Annotated in this window: 14 protein-coding genes, 4 tRNA genes and 2 pseudogenes; 7 read left to right on the top strand and 13 right to left on the bottom strand. The window is 62.6% G+C overall.

Annotated features, from left to right (window positions below):
- Positions 1-65: pseudogene (locus HKD46_RS19650) on the top strand (IS200/IS605 family transposase); the annotation flags it as partial.
- A 57-nt stretch (positions 66-122) separates the two neighbouring features.
- Here the strand turns inward: HKD46_RS19650 and HKD46_RS19655 are convergent.
- Positions 123-992: pseudogene (locus tag HKD46_RS19655) on the bottom strand (valine--pyruvate transaminase); the annotation flags it as partial.
- 283 nt (positions 993-1275) lie between these two features.
- Between HKD46_RS19655 and HKD46_RS19660 the strand changes: the two are divergent.
- Entirely contained in the window at positions 1276-1509 is a 234-nt protein-coding gene (locus tag HKD46_RS19660) for a hypothetical protein (RefSeq protein WP_041214189.1), read from the top strand.
- Here HKD46_RS19660 and HKD46_RS19665 read toward each other — a convergent pair.
- The gene (locus HKD46_RS19665; protein WP_171865851.1) at positions 1439-2263 is read right to left on the bottom strand and encodes a helix-turn-helix transcriptional regulator; all 825 of its coding nucleotides are present in this window, start codon (positions 2261-2263) and stop codon (positions 1439-1441) included. The genes HKD46_RS19660 and HKD46_RS19665 overlap by 71 nt on opposite strands.
- A gap of 92 nt (positions 2264-2355) precedes the next feature.
- On the opposite strand from HKD46_RS19665, the gene HKD46_RS19670 reads away from it, so the two are divergent.
- Positions 2356-3483, top strand: a complete 1128-nt coding sequence (locus HKD46_RS19670; RefSeq protein ID WP_171865852.1) for a multidrug effflux MFS transporter — start codon at positions 2356-2358, stop codon at positions 3481-3483.
- Positions 3484-3581: 98 nt separating this feature from the next.
- On the opposite strand, the gene HKD46_RS19675 is transcribed toward HKD46_RS19670, so the two are convergent.
- The 10 genes from HKD46_RS19675 to HKD46_RS19720 form a co-directional block, all read right to left on the bottom strand.
- Positions 3582-4265 (bottom strand): response regulator, encoded by a 684-nt coding sequence (locus tag HKD46_RS19675; RefSeq protein WP_041214192.1) that lies wholly within the window; start codon positions 4263-4265, stop codon positions 3582-3584.
- Positions 4266-4303: 38 nt separating this feature from the next.
- The gene (locus tag HKD46_RS19680; protein WP_042016150.1) at positions 4304-6892 is read right to left on the bottom strand and encodes a sensor histidine kinase KdpD; all 2589 of its coding nucleotides are present in this window, start codon (positions 6890-6892) and stop codon (positions 4304-4306) included.
- A 102-nt stretch (positions 6893-6994) separates the two neighbouring features.
- Positions 6995-7522, bottom strand: coding sequence for a potassium-transporting ATPase subunit C (locus HKD46_RS19685; RefSeq protein ID WP_076362534.1), 528 nt, complete (start codon positions 7520-7522; stop codon positions 6995-6997).
- Positions 7523-7582: 60 nt separating this feature from the next.
- Positions 7583-9640: a potassium-transporting ATPase subunit KdpB gene (gene kdpB, locus HKD46_RS19690; RefSeq protein ID WP_171865853.1), complete on the bottom strand. Its 2058-nt coding sequence runs from the start codon at positions 9638-9640 to the stop codon at positions 7583-7585.
- A gap of 55 nt (positions 9641-9695) precedes the next feature.
- Complete coding sequence (gene kdpA, locus HKD46_RS19695; protein WP_171865854.1) at positions 9696-11378, bottom strand: potassium-transporting ATPase subunit KdpA; 1683 nt, start codon at positions 11376-11378, stop codon at positions 9696-9698.
- A 349-nt stretch (positions 11379-11727) separates the two neighbouring features.
- The gene (gene gorA / locus HKD46_RS19700) at positions 11728-13077 is read right to left on the bottom strand and encodes a glutathione-disulfide reductase (RefSeq protein WP_048209396.1); all 1350 of its coding nucleotides are present in this window, start codon (positions 13075-13077) and stop codon (positions 11728-11730) included.
- Positions 13078-13153: 76 nt separating this feature from the next.
- Complete coding sequence (locus HKD46_RS19705) at positions 13154-15112, bottom strand: ATP-binding protein (protein ID WP_043153701.1); 1959 nt, start codon at positions 15110-15112, stop codon at positions 13154-13156.
- A 120-nt stretch (positions 15113-15232) separates the two neighbouring features.
- Positions 15233-18313, bottom strand: a complete 3081-nt coding sequence (locus HKD46_RS19710) for a multidrug efflux RND transporter permease subunit (protein WP_171865855.1) — start codon at positions 18311-18313, stop codon at positions 15233-15235.
- A gap of 15 nt (positions 18314-18328) precedes the next feature.
- Positions 18329-19435 carry an efflux RND transporter periplasmic adaptor subunit gene (locus HKD46_RS19715; RefSeq protein WP_039040661.1) on the bottom strand — a complete coding sequence of 369 codons (1107 nt, stop codon included), beginning with the start codon at positions 19433-19435 and terminating at the stop codon, positions 18329-18331.
- On the bottom strand, positions 19432-20022 hold the full coding sequence (locus HKD46_RS19720; protein ID WP_161470540.1) for a TetR/AcrR family transcriptional regulator: 591 nt from the start codon (positions 20020-20022) through the stop codon (positions 19432-19434). The genes HKD46_RS19715 and HKD46_RS19720 overlap by 4 nt, the downstream gene beginning before the upstream one ends.
- 263 nt (positions 20023-20285) lie before the next feature.
- On the opposite strand from HKD46_RS19720, the gene HKD46_RS19725 reads away from it, so the two are divergent.
- The 4 genes from HKD46_RS19725 to HKD46_RS19740 all read left to right on the top strand — a co-directional run bounded on the left by HKD46_RS19725 (position 20286) and on the right by HKD46_RS19740 (position 20729).
- A tRNA-Arg gene (locus HKD46_RS19725) sits at positions 20286-20362 on the top strand.
- Between the two features lie 50 nt (positions 20363-20412).
- A tRNA-His gene (locus HKD46_RS19730) sits at positions 20413-20488 on the top strand.
- Positions 20489-20508: 20 nt separating this feature from the next.
- Positions 20509-20594 (top strand) — tRNA-Leu (locus HKD46_RS19735).
- A gap of 58 nt (positions 20595-20652) precedes the next feature.
- Positions 20653-20729: transfer RNA gene (locus HKD46_RS19740), tRNA-Pro, on the top strand.
- Here the strand turns inward: HKD46_RS19740 and HKD46_RS21225 are convergent.
- On the bottom strand, positions 20720-20931 hold a 212-nt coding region (locus HKD46_RS21225; RefSeq protein WP_221413923.1), incomplete at its 5' end, for a hypothetical protein. The genes HKD46_RS19740 and HKD46_RS21225 overlap by 10 nt on opposite strands.

Genomic DNA, 20931 nt, shown 5'->3' on the forward strand with positions numbered 1-20931 from the left:
CGGGCTCTTGCGGCGGAGCACCGTTGGAGGTGATCAAGCAATACATTCAAAACCAGCGGGGCTGACGCCCCGGCGAAATTCCCCTCCCACCTACGTCGGAGGGAGTCCCCTTTCGCATTTAAGATGGTGATGGCCGGACCCAGGCTGCCCGGCGCCAGATTGATGATGCCGCTCAGGTTGGTGATGGCCCGGATGATCTTCTCGTCGGCGATGACGATGCCGCAACGGGTGCCCGGCAGGCCGAGCTTGGAGAGGCTCATGCAGAGGATGGTGTTGGCGTTCCAGAACGGCTTGGCGTCGCTGAAGATGATGCCGGGGAAGGGCACGCCGTAGGCATTGTCGATGAGCAGCGGGATCCCCTTGTCACGGGCGATCTGATCGAGGTGCTCGATCTCCTCGTCGGTGAGCACGTTGCCGGTGGGGTTGGTCGGCCGGGAGACACAGATCACCCCGATGTCGTCGCCCACCTGCAGGCTCTCGAAATCCACGTGGTATTTGAACTGGCCGTCGGGCAGTTTCTCGATGGTGGGCTTGTAGGCGACGAAATGATCGTCCGAGAGGGCCGAGTCGGCATAGCCGATGTATTCGGGGGCCAGGGGGAACAGCACCTTCTTCTTGCGACCGTCGGCGAACTCGCCGGCCAGCAGGTTGAACAGATAGAAGAAGGCGTTCTGGCTGCCGTTGGTCAGGGCGATGTTGCGGGCGGAGATCTCCCAGCCCAGCTCCTTGCTGAGCAGGGCGGCCAGCGCCCTGGTGAACCTGTCCTTGCCCTGGGGGCCATCGTAGTTGGCCATGGCCTTGATCAGTTCGCCGTTGTCGAGCAGGGTATTGGCCTCGGCCTGAAAGCGTTCCAGCATGGCGGGGATGGGGGCCGGATTGCCGCCTCCCAGCATGATGGCGTCGGGGTTCAGCAGCCCTTGATTGAGGTCGTCCATGAGTTGGGTAATACCGGCGTGGCGAGTGAACTTCTCGCCGAACAAGGAGAATTCCATTCGGTGGCAAATCCAGAGTCAGTTAAGGGGGGAGCTAGCACCATAGCTCACTTCAAAAGCGGGTGTCGATCAAAAAAACGGGGCGTTTCACGTGGAACAGGGTTGCCATGATGGAGGTGGTAAAAAAAACCATTTATAGGTTTTAAAATAACCAATATTCGATTCAAGAAGAGGGGTGGCAGCATCAAAAAATTATTTATATCAATAAAATCATGCTGTTATAAATCTGGCACAACTATTGGAATAGCTATCTGGTCATCTCAACCACACCGGAGCACGCCAGATGAAGATCCTGATCGCTACCCTGATTGCCAGCAGCCTGAGCCTGAATGCCATGGCCGCCGAGAACCCCAGACCCGAGCTGGACAGCGCCGCCCTGCAGCAGGAAATGCTGGCCTTGCAGCAGCAGGCCTCCCATGACGTGGTGGCAGAGGCCATCCACAACCTCAAGCCGCTGGCCCTGGAGACCCTGGTGGTGGAGGCGAGCTCGGCCGATGCGACTCATCCCGAGAGCTGAGGTAGCGCAAGGGGGTCTGCCCCGTGTGCTGCCTGAAGAAGGCGATGAAGGCGCTGTCGCTGGCGAACTCCAGCGCAGCGGCCACCCGGCTGATGGGCTCGGCTTCGGCCAGCAGTTCCATGGCCCGCAGCAGTCGCCACTGCTGGCGCCAGGCCTGGTAGCTCATGCCGGTCTCCCGCATGAAGATGCGGCCTATGGTCTTGTCACTGGCACCCACCCGCTCGGCCAGCCGGTTGAGCCGATCGGGCAGGGTGTCACCCCGCTTTATCTCCTGCAGCCAGCCGGTCAGACGCCCGTCTGACGGCAGCGGCAACTGCCAGGATTCCCGCGGCGCTTGCGCCAGCTCTTCTTTCAATAATGCCAGTGTGCAGGTTTGCTCTGCCTCCGGCTTGTCCCAGGGCCAGAGCGCCATCCGCTCGATGATCTCCCGCAGCAGCGGGTTGACCGCCAGCACCGCCATCTCGTTTGGCAACTCGGGCTCCGGCTGGAAGTAGAGGGAGCGATAGGCCACTACCCCGCGCATCAACACCCGGTGGGGCAGGCCTGCTGGCAACCAGGCCGCTCGCGTCGGCGGCAGCAGGCAGACCTGATGGTCCAGCTCTATGGTCATGCAGCCTGCCTGGGCGAACAGCAGCTGGTGGCGCTGGTGCTGATGGCGGCCGGAGTCGTGCCAGCCGAGGGCGGCGGCAATACCGATGGCGCTGCCGTCGTGCTGGTCCGGATCAAAGGGGTGATCGGGAAGAATAAAGGCCATGTGTCCGATTCTTGCTGTTTATAGTCCGCCTTATTGTAATCGGACAAGTTATCCCTCTCTAGAATGGCGACCTCTTGTGAAGGAGGTGTGTCATGAACAACAGGTTGCCACCGCGCTGGCTGGTGGTCGGATTGATGATGTTTCCCCAGATGGTGGAGACCATCTACAGCCCGGTGCTGACCCATATCGCCACTGAGTTTCGGGTGAGCGAGGGGCAGGCGTCCCAGACCCTGTCGGTCTATTTTCTGGCGTTTGCGGCGGGCGTGGTCTGCTGGGGCCGACTGTGCGATCTCATCGGGCGGCGTCCCGCCATGCTGGCGGGGTTGCTGACCTATGGCGCCGGCACCCTGCTGGCGTTGCTGGCCACTCAATTTGAAACCCTGCTGCTGGCCCGGGTCATCGCGGCCTTCGGCGCCGCCGTGGGTTCCGTGGTGACCCAGACCATACTGCGCGACAGCTATCAGGGCAGCGATCTGGCGCGGGTCTTTTCGGTGATGGGCATCGCGCTCTCCCTGAGTCCTGTGCTGGGGCTGGTGAGCGGTGGCCTGCTGGCTGATGGCTTGGGTTATCTCGGGGTATTCGGCGCCCTGCTGGCGCTGGCAATCGGCTTGTTGCTGATGGCTTGCTGGCTACTGCCGGAAACCCGCCCGGCCACCACCCAAAGGGTCGCACTCTGGCCGCTGGCCTGCCGGATGGTGCGTGATACCGGCTTGTGGCGCAGCGCCGCCCTGGTCGCCCTGTTCAACACCATGCTGTTCGGCTACTACAGCCTGGCGCCGTTTCTGTTTGCCAGTCTGGGGTTGAGCGCGGGCGAGTTTGGTTACTCCGGCATCGTGCTGGCGCTGGCGACCCTGGTGGGCAGCCTGCTCAACAAGCGTCTGCTGGGCCGTGGCTGGACGCCTGCCTCGTTAATACGGCTCGCCGCCGTGCTGGCGCTGGGTTCGGGTTGGCTGGTGTGGGCCAGTCAGGCATCGCTCTGGTTTCTGCTGCCCATGACGGGAGTGGTGGTCGCGTTCGGGCTGGCTATCCCCAATGTGCTGAGCCAGGCACTGCTGGCCTATCGGGAGGTGGCGGGCAGTGCCGGGGCCCTGTTCGGGCTCGGTTACTACCTGTTGCTCAGCCTGGGATTGGCGGTTGCCGCCAGCTTGCAGGATCTCGGGCTGCTGCTCGGGGGATGCGGTCTGCTGGCATTTTGCTGCGGTTGGCGTCGTTCCACGTGAAACATCAGCTGCCGATAAAGCGGTAGCCGATGTGCCGGCTTCAGTTTCGATCAGGGTGGGTTGCTGGGAATGTTGCCGCCCAGCTTCTTGCTGCAACATCAGCTGCCGATAAAGCGGTAGCCGATGCCGGATTCGGTCTCGATCAGCGTGGGTTGCTGGGGGTTATCTCCCAGCTTCTTGCGCAGGCTGGCGATGACGATGCGCAGGTAGTGGGTATCTTCCTTGTGGCTCGGTCCCCAGATGTCGATGAGCAGCTGGGTCTGTTGCACCAGCTTGCCGGGGTGGCACACCAGCGCCTGCAACAGGGCGAACTCCTTGCGGGAGAGGGGGATCTCCTCGCCCTGCAGGGTCACCTTGTGGCTGCTGCTGTCCAGGGTCAGGCCACACTGGGGGAAGTGTCGACACTCGCCGCTGGTGGCACCGACTCGCTGGCGCAGCAGCACCCGGATACGGGCCATCATCTCCCCGACGCCGAACGGCTTGCTCATGTAGTCGTTGGCCCCCGCATCCAGCAGCCGCACCTTCTCCTGCTCGGAGTCCCGCGCCGAGAGCACCAGCACGGGATTGGCGTGATGCTCGCGGATGGCGTGCAGGATTTGGATGCCATCGCCATCCGGCAGGCCCAGATCCAGGATCACCAGGTCGGGGTTGAGGTGGCGATACTGCGCCATCCCCTCGGTGACGCCGACCGCCTCACTCACCTGATGTCCTTCGGCGATCAGGCTGATCCGCAAAAAACGGCGGATGGCCGCCTCGTCGTCGATGACCAGTATGTGAGCCATTCAGCCTCCCGTTTGCTGATTGAAAAGGGCGGCGACCATCAGGCCGCCGGTGCGTTGAGGGCCAGCGGCAGGGAGATGCGCATGCAGGTGCCGTTGCCGTTGGGGCCGGCGAATGCCCAGATGCGGCCGCCGTGGACCTCTATCATAGCGCGGGAAATGGCGAGGCCAAGCCCGGTGCCGCGGCTGCCGCAGTCGCCGACCGGCTGGGTGTAGAACAGATTGAAGATCTTGTCCCGATCCGACTCGGCGATGCCGACCCCGATATCGATGATGTCGATGATGAGGTCGGGGTCCGCCAGCATCACCTTGAACTCGATGGGGGTGCCGGCCGGTGAGTAGCGGGAGGCGTTGTCGAGGATGTTGACCAGCACCTGCTCGATCAGGGCGCCGTGCACATAGAGCCGGGGGATCTGCTGATCGAAGTGCACCAGCAGCTTGTGCTGGCGCCAGGAGGAGTCGAGCCGGCGGCGGGCGCTCTCCACCAGGTCCGCCAGGTCGACCCAATCCCGTTTCAGCTGGAAATCCGGTGAACCGATGCGGGTCATGTCCAGCAGGTTCTGCACATAGCCGTGCAGGCGGCGCGCCTCGTCCTGCACCGAGTGCAGCAGTTCGATGCGGTCCTCCGCACTTATCCGGTCCCCGTATTCCAGCAGGGTGCTGCCAGCCCCCATGATGGTGGCCAGCGGCGTCTTCAGGTCGTGGGAGACCGAGGAGAGCAGGGCGGCGCGCATCCGGTCGGTCTCCGCCTGCAACTGGCTGTCGGCCAGCCGCTCGTTGAGATCGATCCGCGCCAGGGCGGCGCGGATATCTGTGAGCAGGGCCTGCAGCTGGTGCTCGGCGGCGGAGGTGAGCGGGCTGGCCAGCCGGATGCCCAGCACCAGGTCATCGCCGAGGTGATGATACTGGGCCTCGGCGGCGTTGAGGGTGGCGGTATGGGCACCGGCACTCTGCTTCTGGGCCAGGCACCAGTCAATGGCGGCCTTGTCGGTCTGGCCCGGCCCGGTCTGGGTGTCACCGGCCCGGTACTGGTAATCCCCATCGAGCGCGAACACGGGCTGCCCAAGGGCGAGGGCGATGGCCTGGGTTCCCTGTCTCAGCACGTCCACCGGGCTGCTGGCGGTGGCCAGTCCCTGGCTCAGGGAGAGCAGGGCGTTACCCAGTTGCTGGGTCTCGCGCAGACTGACCAGTTGCTGACGCTGGCGGGAGGCGAGGCGCCCGGCCGCGATGCCGACGATCAGCAGCACGAACAGGGTGAGCAGGTCGCTGTGGCTGGCCACGCTCAGGGAGAAGTAGGGGAAGGTGAACAGCAGATTGTGGCCGACGAATCCCAGCACGGCGGCCAGGATAGCGGGGACCAGGCTGGTGGTGAGCGCGGTGGCCAGCACCCCCAGCACGAACAGCATGGGCAGGGAGGCGGGGGGCAGCCAGTGGGAGAGGGCCCAGACCACGGCCGAGGTCCCCCCCATGATGGCCACCGCGAGCAGGCTCTGGCGAAGCTCACCCGGGCCTGCCGTTGGTAGGGTCAGGCCGGGCTTGCGCTTCTCGGTATCCACCAGCGTGATCTCGAATCCCTGCGCCTGTTTGAGCAGGTGCTGTACCAGGGATCGACGCCAGGGCGGGTTGCGGGATTTGCCGAGCAGCAATTGGGAGACCTGCTGCTGTTCGGCGGTTTCCAGCAGGGCATCGGCCACGGCCGGGCTGGAGAGGGTCAGCACCCTGGCCCCCAGTTGGGAGGCGAGGGCCAGCGCCTGCTCCAGCTCGGGGGAGCGTTGCCCCTTGCTGTCGATGTGCACCACCAGCCAGGGCAGTTGCCTGCGCTGGGCGAAGCGGTGGCCGTAACGCACCAGGGCGGCGCCGTGCTCATCCCCGATGCAGACCATCAGCTTGCCCCGCAGCGGCAGTGTGGTCTTGCCGGCGGCCTGCCACTGCAACTGCAGATCCCCCTCCACGTGGCTGGCGGCGGTCTGCATCGCCAGCTCCCGCAGGGCGGTCAGGTTGTTGAGGGAGAAGAATGATTGCAGGGCGGCCTTGGCCTGGTGGGGCACATAGACCTTGCCCTCCTTGAGGCGGCCGAGCAGCTCCTTGGGGGGGAGGTCGATCAGCACCAGGCTGTCGGCCTCCAGCAGCACCTGATCCGGCAGGGTCTCCTTGACCCTGACCCCGGTCAGCTGCCACACCAGATCGTTGAGGCTCTCCAGGTGCTGCACGTTGAGGGTGGTGTAGACGTCGATGCCGGCGCCCAGCAGCTCCTCTACATCCTGCCAGCGCTTCTCGTGGCGGCTGCCGGGGGCGTTGCTGTGGGCCAGCTCGTCCACCACGGCGATGGCGGGCTTGCGCGCCAGCAGACCGTCCAGATCCATCTCCTCCAGCCGCTGCTGGCGGTGCAGGTGCAGTGTGCGCGGCAGGATGGCGAGCTTGTCGAGCAGGGCCAGGGTCTCCTGGCGGCCGTGGGTCTCCACCACCCCGATCAGGATGTCGACTCCCTCCCTGGCCTGCTCCCGCACCGCCTGCAGCATGGCGTAGGTCTTGCCGACGCCGGGGGCCGCGCCGAGAAACACCTTCAGCTTGCCCCTGTGCTCCTGCTCCAGGCTCGCCAGCAGGGCGTCTGCCCTCACTTCATCACGCATCCCCGTGCTCCCGTTGCATCGGCCGAACTGCGGCCGTGACCTCATTGCTCATGCTTGTCCCCGTTGTCGAAAGGGAGCCTTCCCGAACGGCAAGGAGCGCCCTCAGGCGCCCTTTTGATGATCGAGTTGCAGGTTCAACTGGAGAATGTTGACCACCTGCGGGCCAAGGATACCAGCTTGTGCCGCCGACTTGACCTGCTCCGTCAACTGAACGGGATCCAGCCCCCGTTGCCCGGCGACCCGCGCTACCTGAGCCAGGGCTGCATCGATCGGCAGATGGGGATCGAGGCCGGAGGCGGAGCGGGTCAGCAGGGCGGGGACCCTGGCTTCCGGCTGCGCCCTGGCCGCCGCGGCGGCAAACTCGGCCCGCAGCGGCGAGCTCATCCCCAGGTTGCTGGCACCTCCGCCTATGGTGGCGAAGTCGCTGGCGGAGGGGCGGGAGTGGAAGTAGTCGGCCCGCTCGAACTTCTGTGCCAGCAGGGCGCTGCCGACCACCTGCTGTTTGGCGTTGGTGAGCAGGCTGCCGTTGGCCTGCCAGGGGAAGAGCAACTGGGCCAGCCCGGTGACTGCCAGCGGATACGCTACCCCCAGCAGCAGGGTCAGGGTCAGCAGGGTTCTGATTGCTATCATGATGTGTTTGCTCCAAATGTGTTGGGTGGATGCGGGCCTGCCCCGCATCCGGTGATGCCGTTACACCAGCCCCAGGCCGGTGATGACCAGGTCGATCAGCTTGATACCTATGAAAGGCACTATCAGGCCGCCGACGCCGTAGATCAGCAGGTTGCGGCGCAGCAGGCTGGCGGCCGAGCCCTGCAGGCTGACCCCGCGCAGGGCCAGCGGCACCAGCGCGACGATGATCAGGGCGTTGAAGATGATGGCCGACAGGATGGCGCTCTCGGGGCTGCCCAGCTGCATCAGGTTCAGCCCCCCCAACTGCGGATAGGCGGCGATGAACAGGGCCGGCAGGATGGCGAAGTACTTGGCCACGTCGTTGGCGATGGAGAAGGTGGTCAGGGCGCCACGGGTCACCAGCAGCTGCTTGCCCACCAGCACCACGTCCAGCAGCTTGGTGGGGTTGGAGTCGAGATCCACCAGGTTGCCCGCCTCCTTGGCGGCCTGGGTCCCCTCGTTCATGGCCAGCCCCACGTCGGCCTGGGCCAGCGCCGGTGCGTCGTTGGCGCCGTCCCCGCACATGGCGACCAGGCGGCCGTCGGCCTGCTCCTGACGGATGTAGGCCAGCTTCTTCTCCGGCGTCGCCTCGGCGATGAAGTCGTCCACCCCAGCCTCGGCGGCGATGGCGGCGGCGGTCAGCGGGTTGTCACCGGTGATCATCACGGTGCGGATCCCCATGTGGCGCAGGATCTGGAAGCGTGCCTTGATGCCCGGCTTGATGATGTCCTTGAGGAACACTACCCCCAGCAGCTTCTCGTGGGTGCAGACCAGCAGCGGGGTACCGCCCTGGCGGGCGATGTTGTCCACCGATTTGAGGATGAGCTCGGGCACCGCCTTGCGATCGAGGGAGAGGTAGCGCAGCACCGCGTCCACCGCCCCCTTGCGATAGTGATGGCCGTTGCGATCCAGCCCGCTCAGCCGGGTCTCGGCGCTGAAGGGGATGAGGATGTCGCTCTCCAGCTGGCTCGGCTTGGTGTGGCTCTTGCCCGCCAGGGTCAGGATGGATTTGCCTTCCGGCGTGTTGTCACCGAGCGAGGCCAGCATGGCGGCCTGGGCCAGCAGGGAGGGGTCCACGCCGGGGGCCGGGATCAGCTCGTCCGCCATCCGGTTGCCGAAAGTGATGGTGCCGGTCTTGTCCAGCAGCAGGGTGCGCACGTCGCCGGCGGCTTCCACCGCCCGGCCCGACTTGGCGATCACGTTGAGCTTCACCAGCCGGTCCATGCCGGCGATGCCGATGGCGGAGAGCAGACCGCCGATGGTGGTCGGGATCAGGGTGATGAACAGCGCCAGCAGATAGAGCCGGGGCACCTGGGTGCCGTTGTAGTCGAGGAACCAGGGCAGGGTGGCCACCACCAGCAGGAAGATCAGGGTCAGCCCCACCAGCAGGGCGTCCAGCGCCATCTCGTTGGGGGTCTTCTGCCGCTTGGCTCCTTCCACCAGCGCAATCATGCGATCCAGCGTGCTTTCGCCCGGGTTGTTGCTGATGTGTACCCAGATCTGGTCGGAGACGACGGTGGTGTTGCTGGTCACGCCGCTGCGGTCGGTGCCCGACTCGCGGATGACGGGGGCGGATTCGCCGGTGATGGCCGCCTCGTTGACCGAGGCGATGCCGGCGACCACTTCGCCGTCGGCCGGGATCATCTCGCCGCTGCGCACCAGCACCAGATCGCCCTTGAGCAGGCTGGTGGCCGGTACCCACTCGCCCTTGTCATCCTGCGGGCTGGTGACCCGACGTGCCTTGAGCTGGCTCATGCCGGCCTTCAGGCTGTCGGCCCGCGCCTTGCCACGCCCCTCGGCCAGGGTTTCGGCGAAGTTGGCAAACCAGAGGGTAAGCCAGAGCCAGGCAGTCAGCTGCCAGGCCAGCGAAGGGGCGACGCCGGAGAGCGGTTGCCCCAGCAGCGACTCCAGGGTCGCCATCACGGCCGCCAACCAGAGGGTGAACAGGATGGGGCTGCCGAACAGCGCCCTGGGGTTGAAGCGATAGAGGGCTTCCACCATGGCCTGCAGGATCTGTGATTTCTGTTTCTTGCCCTTCACCTGAACGGTGTCGGTGCTCATTGAAGCGGACTTGCTCATTGGAAAGCTCCCTGCATCGAATAGTTGGTCACGCAGATCAGTCGGGTGTGCAGCATCAGAAGGCACCTCCCAGCAGGCTCAGGTGTTCCGCCACCGGGCCCAGCGCCAGTACCGGCAGGAAGGAGAGACCCCCCATCAGCAGCACGGTGACGATCAGCAGGGTGATGAAGAGCGGGCCGCTAACGGGGAAGTCCCCTTCGCTCGTCTCCTGGCGTGGTGCGCGGGCCAGCTGGCCGGCGATGGCCAGCACCGGAATGATGTAGCCGAAGCGGCCGAGCAGCATGGCCAGCCCGATGGCGATGCACTGCCAGCTGTCGGCGGCGGCAAAGCCGGCGAAGGCGGAGCCGTTGTTGCCGGCGGCCGAGGCGTAGGCATAGATCAGCCGGGACAGGCCGTGGGGGCCGTCGTGTCCGATGACGGTGGCGGAGTTCGGCATCAGCAGGGTAATGCCGCCGATCACCAATACCCCGACCGGCATCACCAGCATGCTGGCGACCACCCACTTCATCTCGGTGATGCCGAGCCGTTTGCCCAGATAGGTGGGGGTGCGCCCCACCATCAGGCCGCACAGGAACACGGTGAGCAGCACGAACAGCATCATGCCGTAGATGCCGGCACCGACGCCGCCGAACACCACTTCACCCAGCAGCATGTTGATCATGCCGACCATGCCGGCGAGCGGGGCGAAGCTGTCGTGCATGGCGTTGACCGAGCCGTTGGAGGCGGCGGTGGTCGCCACTTCCCAGATGCTGGACAGCACGGGGCCGAAGCGGCTCTCCTTGCCTTCCCAGTTGCCGGCTTCGCTGGTGAGGTGGGCGAGGGCGGGATCCGGCTTCAGCTCCTGACCGATGGCGAGGCAGAGCCCCAGCACCAGCATGATGGTCATGGCGATGAGGATGGCGCGGCTGTGGGCCAGATCCTTCACGTAACGCCCCAGGGTGCAGACCATGGCGGCGGCCAGCGTCAGCAGGGCGACCATCTCCAGCCAGTTGGAGAGGGCAGTGGGGTTCTCGAACGGATGGGCCGAGTTGACGCCAAAGAAGCCACCGCCGTTGGAGCCGAGCTGCTTGATGGCGATCTGGGAGGCGGCCGGGCCGAGCGGCAGCAGCTGCTCCTGCCCTTCCAGGGCGTGGAACGGCAGGTAGGCAGACAGGCTCTGGGGCACCCCCTGCCAGACCAGCAGTAGCGCCAGGATCAGCGCCATCGGCAGCAGCACGTAGAGACAGAAACGCACCAGATCCTGCCAGAAGTTGCCAAGGTGGGTGGTCTGCTGGCGGGCGATGCCGCGAAACAGGGCGATGGCGACGGCAGCGCCGGTGGCGGCGGAGACGAAGTTCTGGGTGGTGAGCCCCACCATCTGGCTGAAGTAGGAGAGGCTGGCTTCGCCGGAGTAGGCCTGCCAGTTGGTGTTGGTCATGAAGCTGACCGCGGTGTTGAAGGCGAGTTGCCAGTTCAGTCCGGGCAGTTGCTGCGGGTTGAGGGGCAGCAGCTCCTGCGCCATCAGGATCAGGAACAGCAGGCCGAAACCGGCGCCGTTGAAAGCCAGCAGGCTGAGGGCGTAGGACTTCCAGTCCTGCTCGCGCCCGTCCGTGCCGCAGCAGGCCAGAGTGGCGCGCTCAAGCGGGGCCAGCCAGCGACTCTTGCCTTCAAACACCCGATACAGGTAGTTGCCAAGCAGAGGCGCCGGCAGCAGCACCAGCAGCACGAACGCGATGGGATAGATGATCTCTTGCCACATATCCGGTTCCTCACTCATGAGTGCGCGCGAGGGCGCGCAGCAGATAGCCCGCGAGGGCGAGGACCAGCAGCAGATATAGCCAATTCATAACGACTCCGTTGAGGTAATTAGCGTCAGGGATCGATGCATATCCGTGTCGATCCCATGGGTCTCATTGACGCTCAAAGGGTATGTAAAACGGGCGTAAAGGCGCCATAAAGCCCAATTTGGCTGGCGTAAAATCGGCGTAAAGAAGGCAGGTTTTGTTGGCTGGTGGACAGGCAAGGCACAAAAAACCCAGCCTGAGCCGGGTTTTGGTAGCAAGTGGTGGAAGCTGACCCGATGGTGATGAGGTCAGTTTCAACCCCGCTTATCGCATGGTCACAAACTCTTCCGCGCTGGTGGGATGGATGGCAACGCAGTTGTCGAAGTCCGCCTTGGTGGCACCCATCTTCATGGCGACGCCGAAGCCCTGCAGGATCTCGTCCATGGCGAAGCCGATTCCATGCAGGCCGACTACCTTCTCTTCCGGCCCGACGCAGACCAGTTTCATCCGGGTGGGCTGGCGATGCTGGGTCAGTGCCGAATACATGGCGGTGAACTGGCTGCGGTAGACCTTCACCTGATCTTCACCGTATTCGGCGACGGCTTCCGGCTCGGTCAGGCCGATGGTGCCGATGGGCGGGTGGCTGAACACCACGGTCGGCACCAGATCGTAGTTGAGGTGCTCGCCCGGCTTGTTGTTGAACAGCCGCTCCGAGAGGCGGCGGCCTGCCGCGACAGCCACCGGGGTGAGCTGGATGCGGCCGGTGTTGTCACCGACGGCATAGAGGTTGGCGACGGCGGTGTTCTGGAACTTGTCGGTGGGGATGAAGCCCTTCTCGTCCAGGGTGATGCCGGTGGCAGCCAGATTGAGGTTGTCGGTGGCAGGCACGCGACCGATGGCCCAGATGAGGCAGTCCACTGTGAGGTGGCGACCATCTTCCAGTTGCAGGGTCAGGCTGTCGTCGGCGTTCTTGATGACGGCCTTGGGAATGGCGTGGGTGTGCAGCTTGGGCCCTTCCTGCGCCATGATCTCCACCAGGGTCTCGTGGATCATGGGGTCGAAGTTGCGCAGCGGCGCATGTTTGCGCACCACCAGATGGGTCTCGGAGCCAAGTGCCTGCATCACGCCAGCGATCTCCACGGCGATATAGCCGGCACCCACCACGGCAACCCGTTTGGGCTGGCTTTGCAGGTCGAAGAAACCGTCGGAGTCGATACCCAGTTCGGCGCCCGGAATGGTCGGGACCTCGGGGCGGCCGCCGGTGGCAATCAGGATGTGATCGGCGCTGTAGTGCTCGCCGTTCACCTCGACGGTATGGCTGTCGACGAAGCGGGCGAAGCCCTTGATGACGGTGATCTGGTTCTTGCCCAGCACGTTCTGGTAGGACTGGTGAATGCGCCCGATATAGGCCTGACGGGATTCGACCAGCTTGGCCCAGCTGAAGTGGTTGAGCGTGGTGTCGAAGCCGTAGTCGGCGCCATATTTCAGGGCATCGGCGATCTGGCCTGCATACCACATGGCCTTCTTCGGTACGCAGCCGACGTTGACGCAGGTGCCACCCAGCTCTTTGGCTTCGATCAGGGCGACTTTCTTGCCGTACATGGCTGCCCGGTTGGCCGAGGCGATGCCGCCGCTGCCGCCACCGATGGCGATGTAGTCAAAATGCTGTGCCATTGCGAGGTTCTCCGCTCGTTAAGAATGCAGTCACAGCATGATGGGGACAAAGCGGCCGGCCCACAAGAGCCGGTGCTCAGTTCTGCTGGATGGGCAAGCGAATGTGGAACTGGGCGCCCTGGCCCGGTTCGCTGGCGCAGTGGATGCGGCCGCGCAGCAGCTGGACCACCAGGTTGTAGATGATGTGAGTGCCGAGCCCGCTGCCACCCTGTCCCCGCTTGGAGGTGACGAAGGGATCGAAGATGCGCGGCAATATCTCCGGGGGGATGCCGCGGCCGTTGTCACTGTAGTCGATGACCAGCTCGTCTCCCTGCTGCGCCACCTGGATGGTGATCTTTCTGGGCCTGTCCCAGCCATCGAAACCGTGATGGATGGAGTTGAGGATCAGGTTGGAATAGATCTGGGTGAAGCTGCCCGGGAAGGAGTAGATGCTCAGCTTGGGATCGCACTGGATGTCCACCTCGCACTGGGCCTTCTTGAGCTTGTAGCCGAGGGAGACCACCACCTGATGCAGGTTGTCGGCGAGGCTGAAGTTGTAGCGGGCCTCGGAGGACTGATCCACTGCCACCTGCTTGAAGCTGGCGATGAGCTCGGAGGCGCGTCTCAGGTTGCCTTGCAGCAGTTGCATCGACTCGTCGAGATTCTGGGTGAATTCGTTGAGGTAGGAGCGGGAGAGCTGCTTGGCCTCGATATGCTGCTTGAAGTCGGCCACCCGCTCCTGCAGGTAGGAGGAGGCGGTGACGCTGATGCCGATGGGGGTGTTGATCTCGTGGGCCACGCCGGCAACCAGGGAACCGAGGGAGGCCATTTTCTCCGACTCCACCAGGGTCTGCTGGGCCTGCTTGAGATCGTCATAGGCCTTGCCCAGCTGGTCGTTGGCATCGCTCAGGCTGCGGGTGCGTTCAGCCACCTTGCCTTCCAGCTGCTCGTTGAACAGGGTGATCTCCCGCTCCACCTTTTTGAGGGGGGTGATGTCATAGCCAAAGCCGATCAGGTACTTGAGGTTGGGCCCCTCGTAGAAGGGAGCGAAGGTCCACTGCAGTACCAGCTCGTTGCCCTGCTGGTCGTGCATGGTGATCTCCCTGTCCTCCAGGGCGCCCTGCTCGGCCAGGGTGGCGGCCAGCTCGTCACGCTGCTCCTTGCTGACGAAGAGATCCAGCCAGTTGTGCTGCAACAACTCCTGGTGGTGATAGCCGGTGAGCAGGATGGCCGCCGGGTTGATGCTGGCGATGTTGAGGTCCGGCTCCATGCAGCAGATGACCATGTTGGCGGAGTTGATCAGGGTGGCGGAGAAGTCCCGCTCCTGTTGGAGCTGATCGGCGGCCTGATGGCGGGCCGTGAACTCGTCGTTCAGCCGGGTGCGCATCTGGTTGAGGGGGGCGGCCAGGGTATCGAATTCGTCAGGGGACTTGCGGGGCAGGGGGCGACCTTCCAGGGTCAGCTCTACCGCGAGGCGATCCAGGCTCAGTTTCTGGGCATAGCTGACGATGCGGTTGATATGACGGATCACCAGATAGTAGATGATGACCAGGATGCAGAACGAGACGACCAGGGTCTTGATGGTCTGGCTGACCAGGATCAGCACGGATTTCTCGATGAGGCGCTGGTAGACCTGCTCCAGGGAGGCGGCGACGAACAGCTTGCCGACCACTTCCCCCTGATAGCTCAGGGTGAACTCGCGGGAGATGTCGTATTGGGGCTGCTCCACCCCCTGGGTGAGCAGGGGCACTTCCGAATTGCCCAGCATCTCCTTGACCATGACGAACTGCATGTTGGGCAGGTTCATGATGCCCTCGATCTGCACCTTCACCTGCTCTTCATCCAGGTTCCAGAGACTGGCCGAGATGGGTTGCAGGAAGGAGGCCTCGATCTGGCCGATGCTGGCCTCGATGACGGTCACATCCTTGTTGTAGTCCCAGGCGAGCTGAAGCACGGTGATGAGCAGTGCCAGCACCGTACTGCAGATCAGAATGTAGGAAAGCAGACGATAAGAGAGTCCGTTAAGGCCGACGGCCTTGGAGAAGATTCCTGACATGGCGTCCTTGCGGTCTGGATTGAGTGCGGTTTAGTTTAACTGCTTCATGGACTTATGTCGTGTGTCATCCAATGGATAAAAATAAGGCCCCTTTCGGGGCCTTTTTTGTGTGGGCTGGGATCAGTGACCGCCCTTGGCTTTTGCCGGGATGGATTCGTCGAATTCCGGCAGCGGCTTGTGTTCGGATGCCAGGAAGGTGTAGATGACCGGCAGCACGAACAGGGTGAACAGGGTGCCGATGGCCAGACCCGCTACGATGACGATGCCGATGCTGAAGCGCTGTGCCGCCCCCGCACCCGAGGCATAGAGCAGCGGGATAAGGCCTGCGATCATCGCCGCCGTGGTCATCAGGATGGGGCGCAGACGGACCTTGGCAGCTTGCATCACGGCTTGCATCCGGTTCAGACCATGGAGCAGCTGCTCCTCCTTCGCCACCTCGCAGATCAGAATACCGTGCTTGGTAATCAGACCGACGAGAGTGATGAGACCGACCTGGGAGTAGATGTTCATGGTGGCCATACCCCACGCCAGGGCGATCAGCGCGCCACTGATGGCCAGCGGCACCGACACCATGATGACCAGCGGGTCACGCACGGATTCGAACTGGATCGCCAGCACCAGGAAGATGATGGCCAGGGCCAGGGCGAAGGTGGCGTAGAGCGCATTCCCTTCGGTCACGAACTGGCGGGCTTCCCCCATGAAGTCGTAACGATAGCCTTGGGGCAGCTTCTCTTCCGCGGTCGCCTTGAACCAGTTGATCGCATCCCCCATGGCCACGCCCGGTGCCGGCACGGCGCCGATGGTGGCGGAGTTCAGCTGGTTGAAGTGGGGCAGGGCACGGGGCTCTCCCTTCACTTCAATCTTGATCAGGCTGCCCAGCGGGATCGACTTGCCGTCGGCGGCACGCACGTAGTAGCCCTTGATGGACTCGGGGTTGAGACGGAACTTGCGCTCCACCTGCGGGATCACCTCGTAGGAGCGGCCATCCAGGTCGATACGGTTGACGTAACCGTCCGCCATCATGGTGCCCATGGTGATGCCGATGTCTTGCATGGTGATGCCGTAGGCACCCGCCTTGTCCTTGTCGATGCTGATCTTCATGGTGGCCGAGTCGTAGTTCAGATCGAGATCCGAATAAACGAACTGGCCGTTGGCCTGGGTTGCCGCCAGCATCTCACCCGCGATCAGGAACAGGCTCTCGAAGCTGTTCGGGGTGGTGATGACGAACTGGATGGGCAAACCGCTCGACGCCCCCGGCAGTTCCGGGAACTGGAAGGTGGTGATGGCCATCCCGGGGATGTCCTTCACCAGACCGGCGACCCGATCCAGCACCTCTTTCTGGCTTGCTTCACGCTGGCTCCATGGCACCATGGAGGCGATACCGAACGCCTGATTGGAGTTGAACAGCCCCGAGAAGACCTGGGAGTAAGCGATCTCCGGCTGGTCGTCCAGGACTTTGTTCACGTCCGCCATGGTATTTTCGATGTAGTCCAGGTTGGCGTTGGAAGGGGCCGTCCCCAGCACCGCCATGACGCCTTTGTCCTCGGACGGGGCCAGCTCGCTCGGAATGAACTTGAACAGCAGCGGCAGGCTGGCGAACACGATGACGGCAAACAGGATGACCACGATGCGCTTTTGCATCACGGCATGGAGCATGGCGTCGTAGCGGGCCGTCATCCGGTCCAGCAGATCGTGTACGGTACGCTCGAACTTGCCGGGCTCCTCGTTGGCCCTGAGCATCTTGGCGCACATCATGGGCGACAGGGTCAGGGCGATGATGCCCGAGACGAACACGGCGCCCGCCAGGGTCAGCGCGAACTCCTTGAACAGGGAGCCGGTGATGCCCCCCATCAGGGCGATGGGCGCATACACCGCCGCCAGGGTGACCGTCATGGCGATGACGGGCACGGCGATCTCCCGGGTACCTATGATGGCGGCCCGGAACGGCTCTTCCCCTTCCTTGATGTGACGGTCGACGTTCTCCAGCACCACGATGGCGTCATCCACCACCAGACCGATGGCCAGCACCATCGCCAGCAGGGTCATGAGGTTTATGGAGAAGCCGAACATGTCCATCATCATCACCACGCCGATGAGGCTCAGGGGAATGGTGATGATGGGGATGATGACCGCCCGGAACGAACCGAGGAACAGGGTGATCACCACCAGTACGATGGCGGCCGCCTCCAGTATGGTCTTGATGACCTCGTGGATGGACTCGTTGATGGCGATGGTGGAGTCATACAGGACGTTCACCTGCATGGTGCTCGGCATGTTGCTCTTCAGGCTCGGCAGCAGCTCCAGCACATCGTGGGCGATGTTGATGGGGTTGGCGGTCGGCGCCGCGTTGATGGCCAATACCACGGCCTCGCGGCCGTTGGCGCTGGCGCGATAGATGTCGTGGCTCTTCTCCAGCGACACCTTGGCGATGTCGGAGAGGCGGATCACCTTGCTGTCGCGGGTGGCGACCACCAGACGCTTGAGCTCTTCGATGTTGCCGACCTGGGTCTCGGCGTTGCCGTTGAACAGGGTGAAATAGCCGGTGGCCTGGCCGGTCGCGGACTGATAGTTGTTGCTGTTGAGCACCGTCATCACGTCGCTTGAGGTCAGGTCAAAGGCGGCCATCTTGGCCGGATCCAGCCACACCCGCAGGGCGAATTCGACCCCGCCATACAGATCCACCTTGGAGACCCCGCCCACGGTAAACAGCTGGGGCTTGACGACCCGCTCCAGGTAGTCGGTGATCTGGCTGGAGTTGAGCTCCGGGCTGGTGAAGCCCATGTAGAGCACCGCCGTGGTGGAGCCGGTGGAGGAGGTGACCGAAGGGTCTTCCGCCTCTTTGGGCAACTGGGAACGCACCGAGTTGACCTTGGCCAGGATGTCGGACAGCGCGGCGTTCGGATCGGTGTTGAGCTTCATGTACGCCGTCACCGTGGAACTGCCCAGCTGGCTCGAGGAGGTCATGAAGTCGATGTTGTCGGCCTGGGCGACCGCCTGCTCCAGAGGCTGGGTGATGAAGCCCTGGATCAGATCCGCACTGGCGCCATAGTAGCTGGTGTTGACCGTGATGACGGTATTGATCACCTCGGGGTATTCACGCACCTGCATCTTGAAGATGGCCTGGAAGCCCAGCAGGGCTATCAGGAAGCTGAGCGAGATCGCCAGCACAGGCCGTTTTATGAATATGTCAGTAAATCGCATCGCAGCTCTCCGCGCTTACAGCATCGGGGTTTGTGCCGGAACGGCAAGGGCATCGTTCTCGACCACGTGCACCTTGGTATCGTTGCTCAGGCGAACCTGACCCGACAGCACGATTTGATCGCCAGCCTTGATGCCGGACAGCACATGGACATCGTTGCCGCGACGCTCACCTGCCTTGACCACCACCTGCTTGGCGCGTTTCACGCCGTCAGCCTCGTGAATGACGTAGACGTTCTCGCCATAGAGGGTGAAGGAGATGGCGGACTGCGGGATCACGATCTGGTCTTTCACCGTGGGCAGTATGATGCTGGCGCGGGCGAACATGCCGGAACGGAGCTGGCCGTCGTTGTTCGGAATGTCTGCCTGCACCTGGATCAGGCCGCTCTGATAGTTGACAGCGGGCTCGATGGCTGTGATTTGGCCGTCAAACTGGGTCTGGGGATAGGCATCCACGTTGATCTTGATGGTCTGTCCCAGGGTGATTTTGGAGATGTCGGTCTGGGGCACGGTGAAGCGCAAGCGCATCACGCTGGTGTCTTCCAGGCGCACAATCTGGGTACCCGGTTCCAGATACTGGCCGAGGAAGACGTTGCGCAGGCCCACGGCACCGCTGAAGGGGGCACGCACCTCACGACGGGCGATGGTGGCCTTCAGACTGTCGATGTCCGCCTCCAGGGAGCGGTAGCTTGCCTCGGCATCATCCAGCTGGTCACGGGAGATGGAGTTCTTCTGATAGAGGTTCTTGTAGCGCTCGAACTTGGCCCTGGCTGCCGGCAGTCTGGCCTGGGAAGAGTTCAGATTGGCTTTTTCCACACTGGAGTCCAGGCTCAGCAGCAGTTGATCCGCTTTGACATGTGCCCCCGATTCGAACCGGATGCTGTCGATGGTGCCTGACAGCTCGCTGGAGAGGGTGACCCCCTGGTTCGGCTCGATGAAGCCGATGGCTTCAATGGTGGGGACCCAGTCCTGCGCCTTGGTGACCATGGCGGTGACCGGGAACTCGGGCTCGGGCCGATTGGCCATGAACTCTGCAATCTTCTTCTGCTTGAACATATTGAAGCCGATGACACTGCCAAACAGGGCGAGTGCTATCAGCAACATGATGGCCATCCACTTTTTCATGAACAGGCTCCTGTGATGGAAACATTAGGGTTTAAAATGGCATTCCAGCTGGCCCGGATGACCGTCTCCAGCTGTTCCTGCGTCAATTCGAAATCGTGAACCCGGCGCTGCTGTGCCAGGTTGGCCACGCAATCCAGACTCAATGCTTGCAACACCAGAATGGGGAGATCGATGAAGAGTCCCTGTTGGCGTCCTTGCTCAAAGAAGCGCTCAAGTGGCGCCCACGTCGCCATTATGACCGGATCCCGCTCCAATTCAGCCCCCAATTGAGAACTTTCGTACTGCAATTTGCACTTGAGTGCATTGGGGTAGCTGGTGAAGATGGCATCGATGTTGAGCCAGAGGCGCCGATACTGCTCATAGGACACCTCTTCTATCTGCACACCTTCCATGACCAGGGGATGACACTTGAGGATAGTGTGCTGATAGAGCTGGCGGATCAGGTCATCCTTGTCGCTGAAATAGCGATAGATGGTGCCTGCCGCCACCTTGGCTTTCTTGGCGACCACGGCAATGGAAAGGCCGTAGAAGCCCTGCTCGCCGAGGATCTCGTGAGCTGCTTCGAAAATGCGTTCTTTCTTATCCATGGTTATCAGAGGTCAACGACTGAATGAACGTTCATTCATTCTAGGTGGGCGCAAAGGCAAGTCAAGCATTGCCCATCATCTCTGACCCTATGGGGTGAGGGATTCAAAAAGTAGTGGGGAATTGCTGGATCCAGCCTGAACAAAACAAAAATAGTTGAAAAGGGTCGGAAGTGATTGAAAAACAGGCACTTGATTCTTTATGTCAAAAAAAGAGTAGACAAGGTCGGCATCATCATCAATAATGCGCCCCGTTCGACAGCGTAGCGCCCGTAGCTCAGCTGGATAGAGCGCTGCCCTCCGGAGGCAGAGGTCACAGGTTCGAATCCTGTCGGGCGCACCATCAAAAGTGCGCCGGTTAAACGGGCGTGTTGAAGAACGAAAACAGCTGTGGTGGCTGTAGCTCAGTTGGTAGAGTCCCGGATTGTGATTCCGGTTGTCGTGGGTTCGAGCCCCATCAGCCACCCCATTTTACAGCTTGTCAGGTACGCGAAGGTGGCGGAATTGGTAGACGCGCTAGCTTCAGGTGTTAGTGCCCCCCGGGTGTGAGGGTTCGAGTCCCTCTCTTCGCACCATACTTGCTGTATGACGAGGATGACCAGATGGTCATCTTTGTGTTTTTAGAATACCCCTCGGTGATTAGCGCAGCCCGGTAGCGCATCTGGTTTGGGACCAGAGGGTCAAAGGTTCGAATCCTTTATCACCGACCACATTTGAAAACCCCGCTCAGGCGGGGTTTTTGCTTTTTGGCATTTCTCTTTCGCTTTTTCCTGTCACGTCTTTTTATACCAATCAGATTAAAGATGTGATCTAATTGCTCTATTCTGGTTTCACTGTACTCAGTATGTCCGATCCAATCGATTTCTTGGCCCTCGCCAAGGCAGAAACCAACGCCAGGAAACGCATGCGATT

Source organism: Aeromonas sp. TW 6 (assembly GCF_013168745.1).
GTDB classification, from domain to species: Bacteria; Pseudomonadota; Gammaproteobacteria; order Enterobacterales; family Aeromonadaceae; genus Aeromonas; species Aeromonas caviae.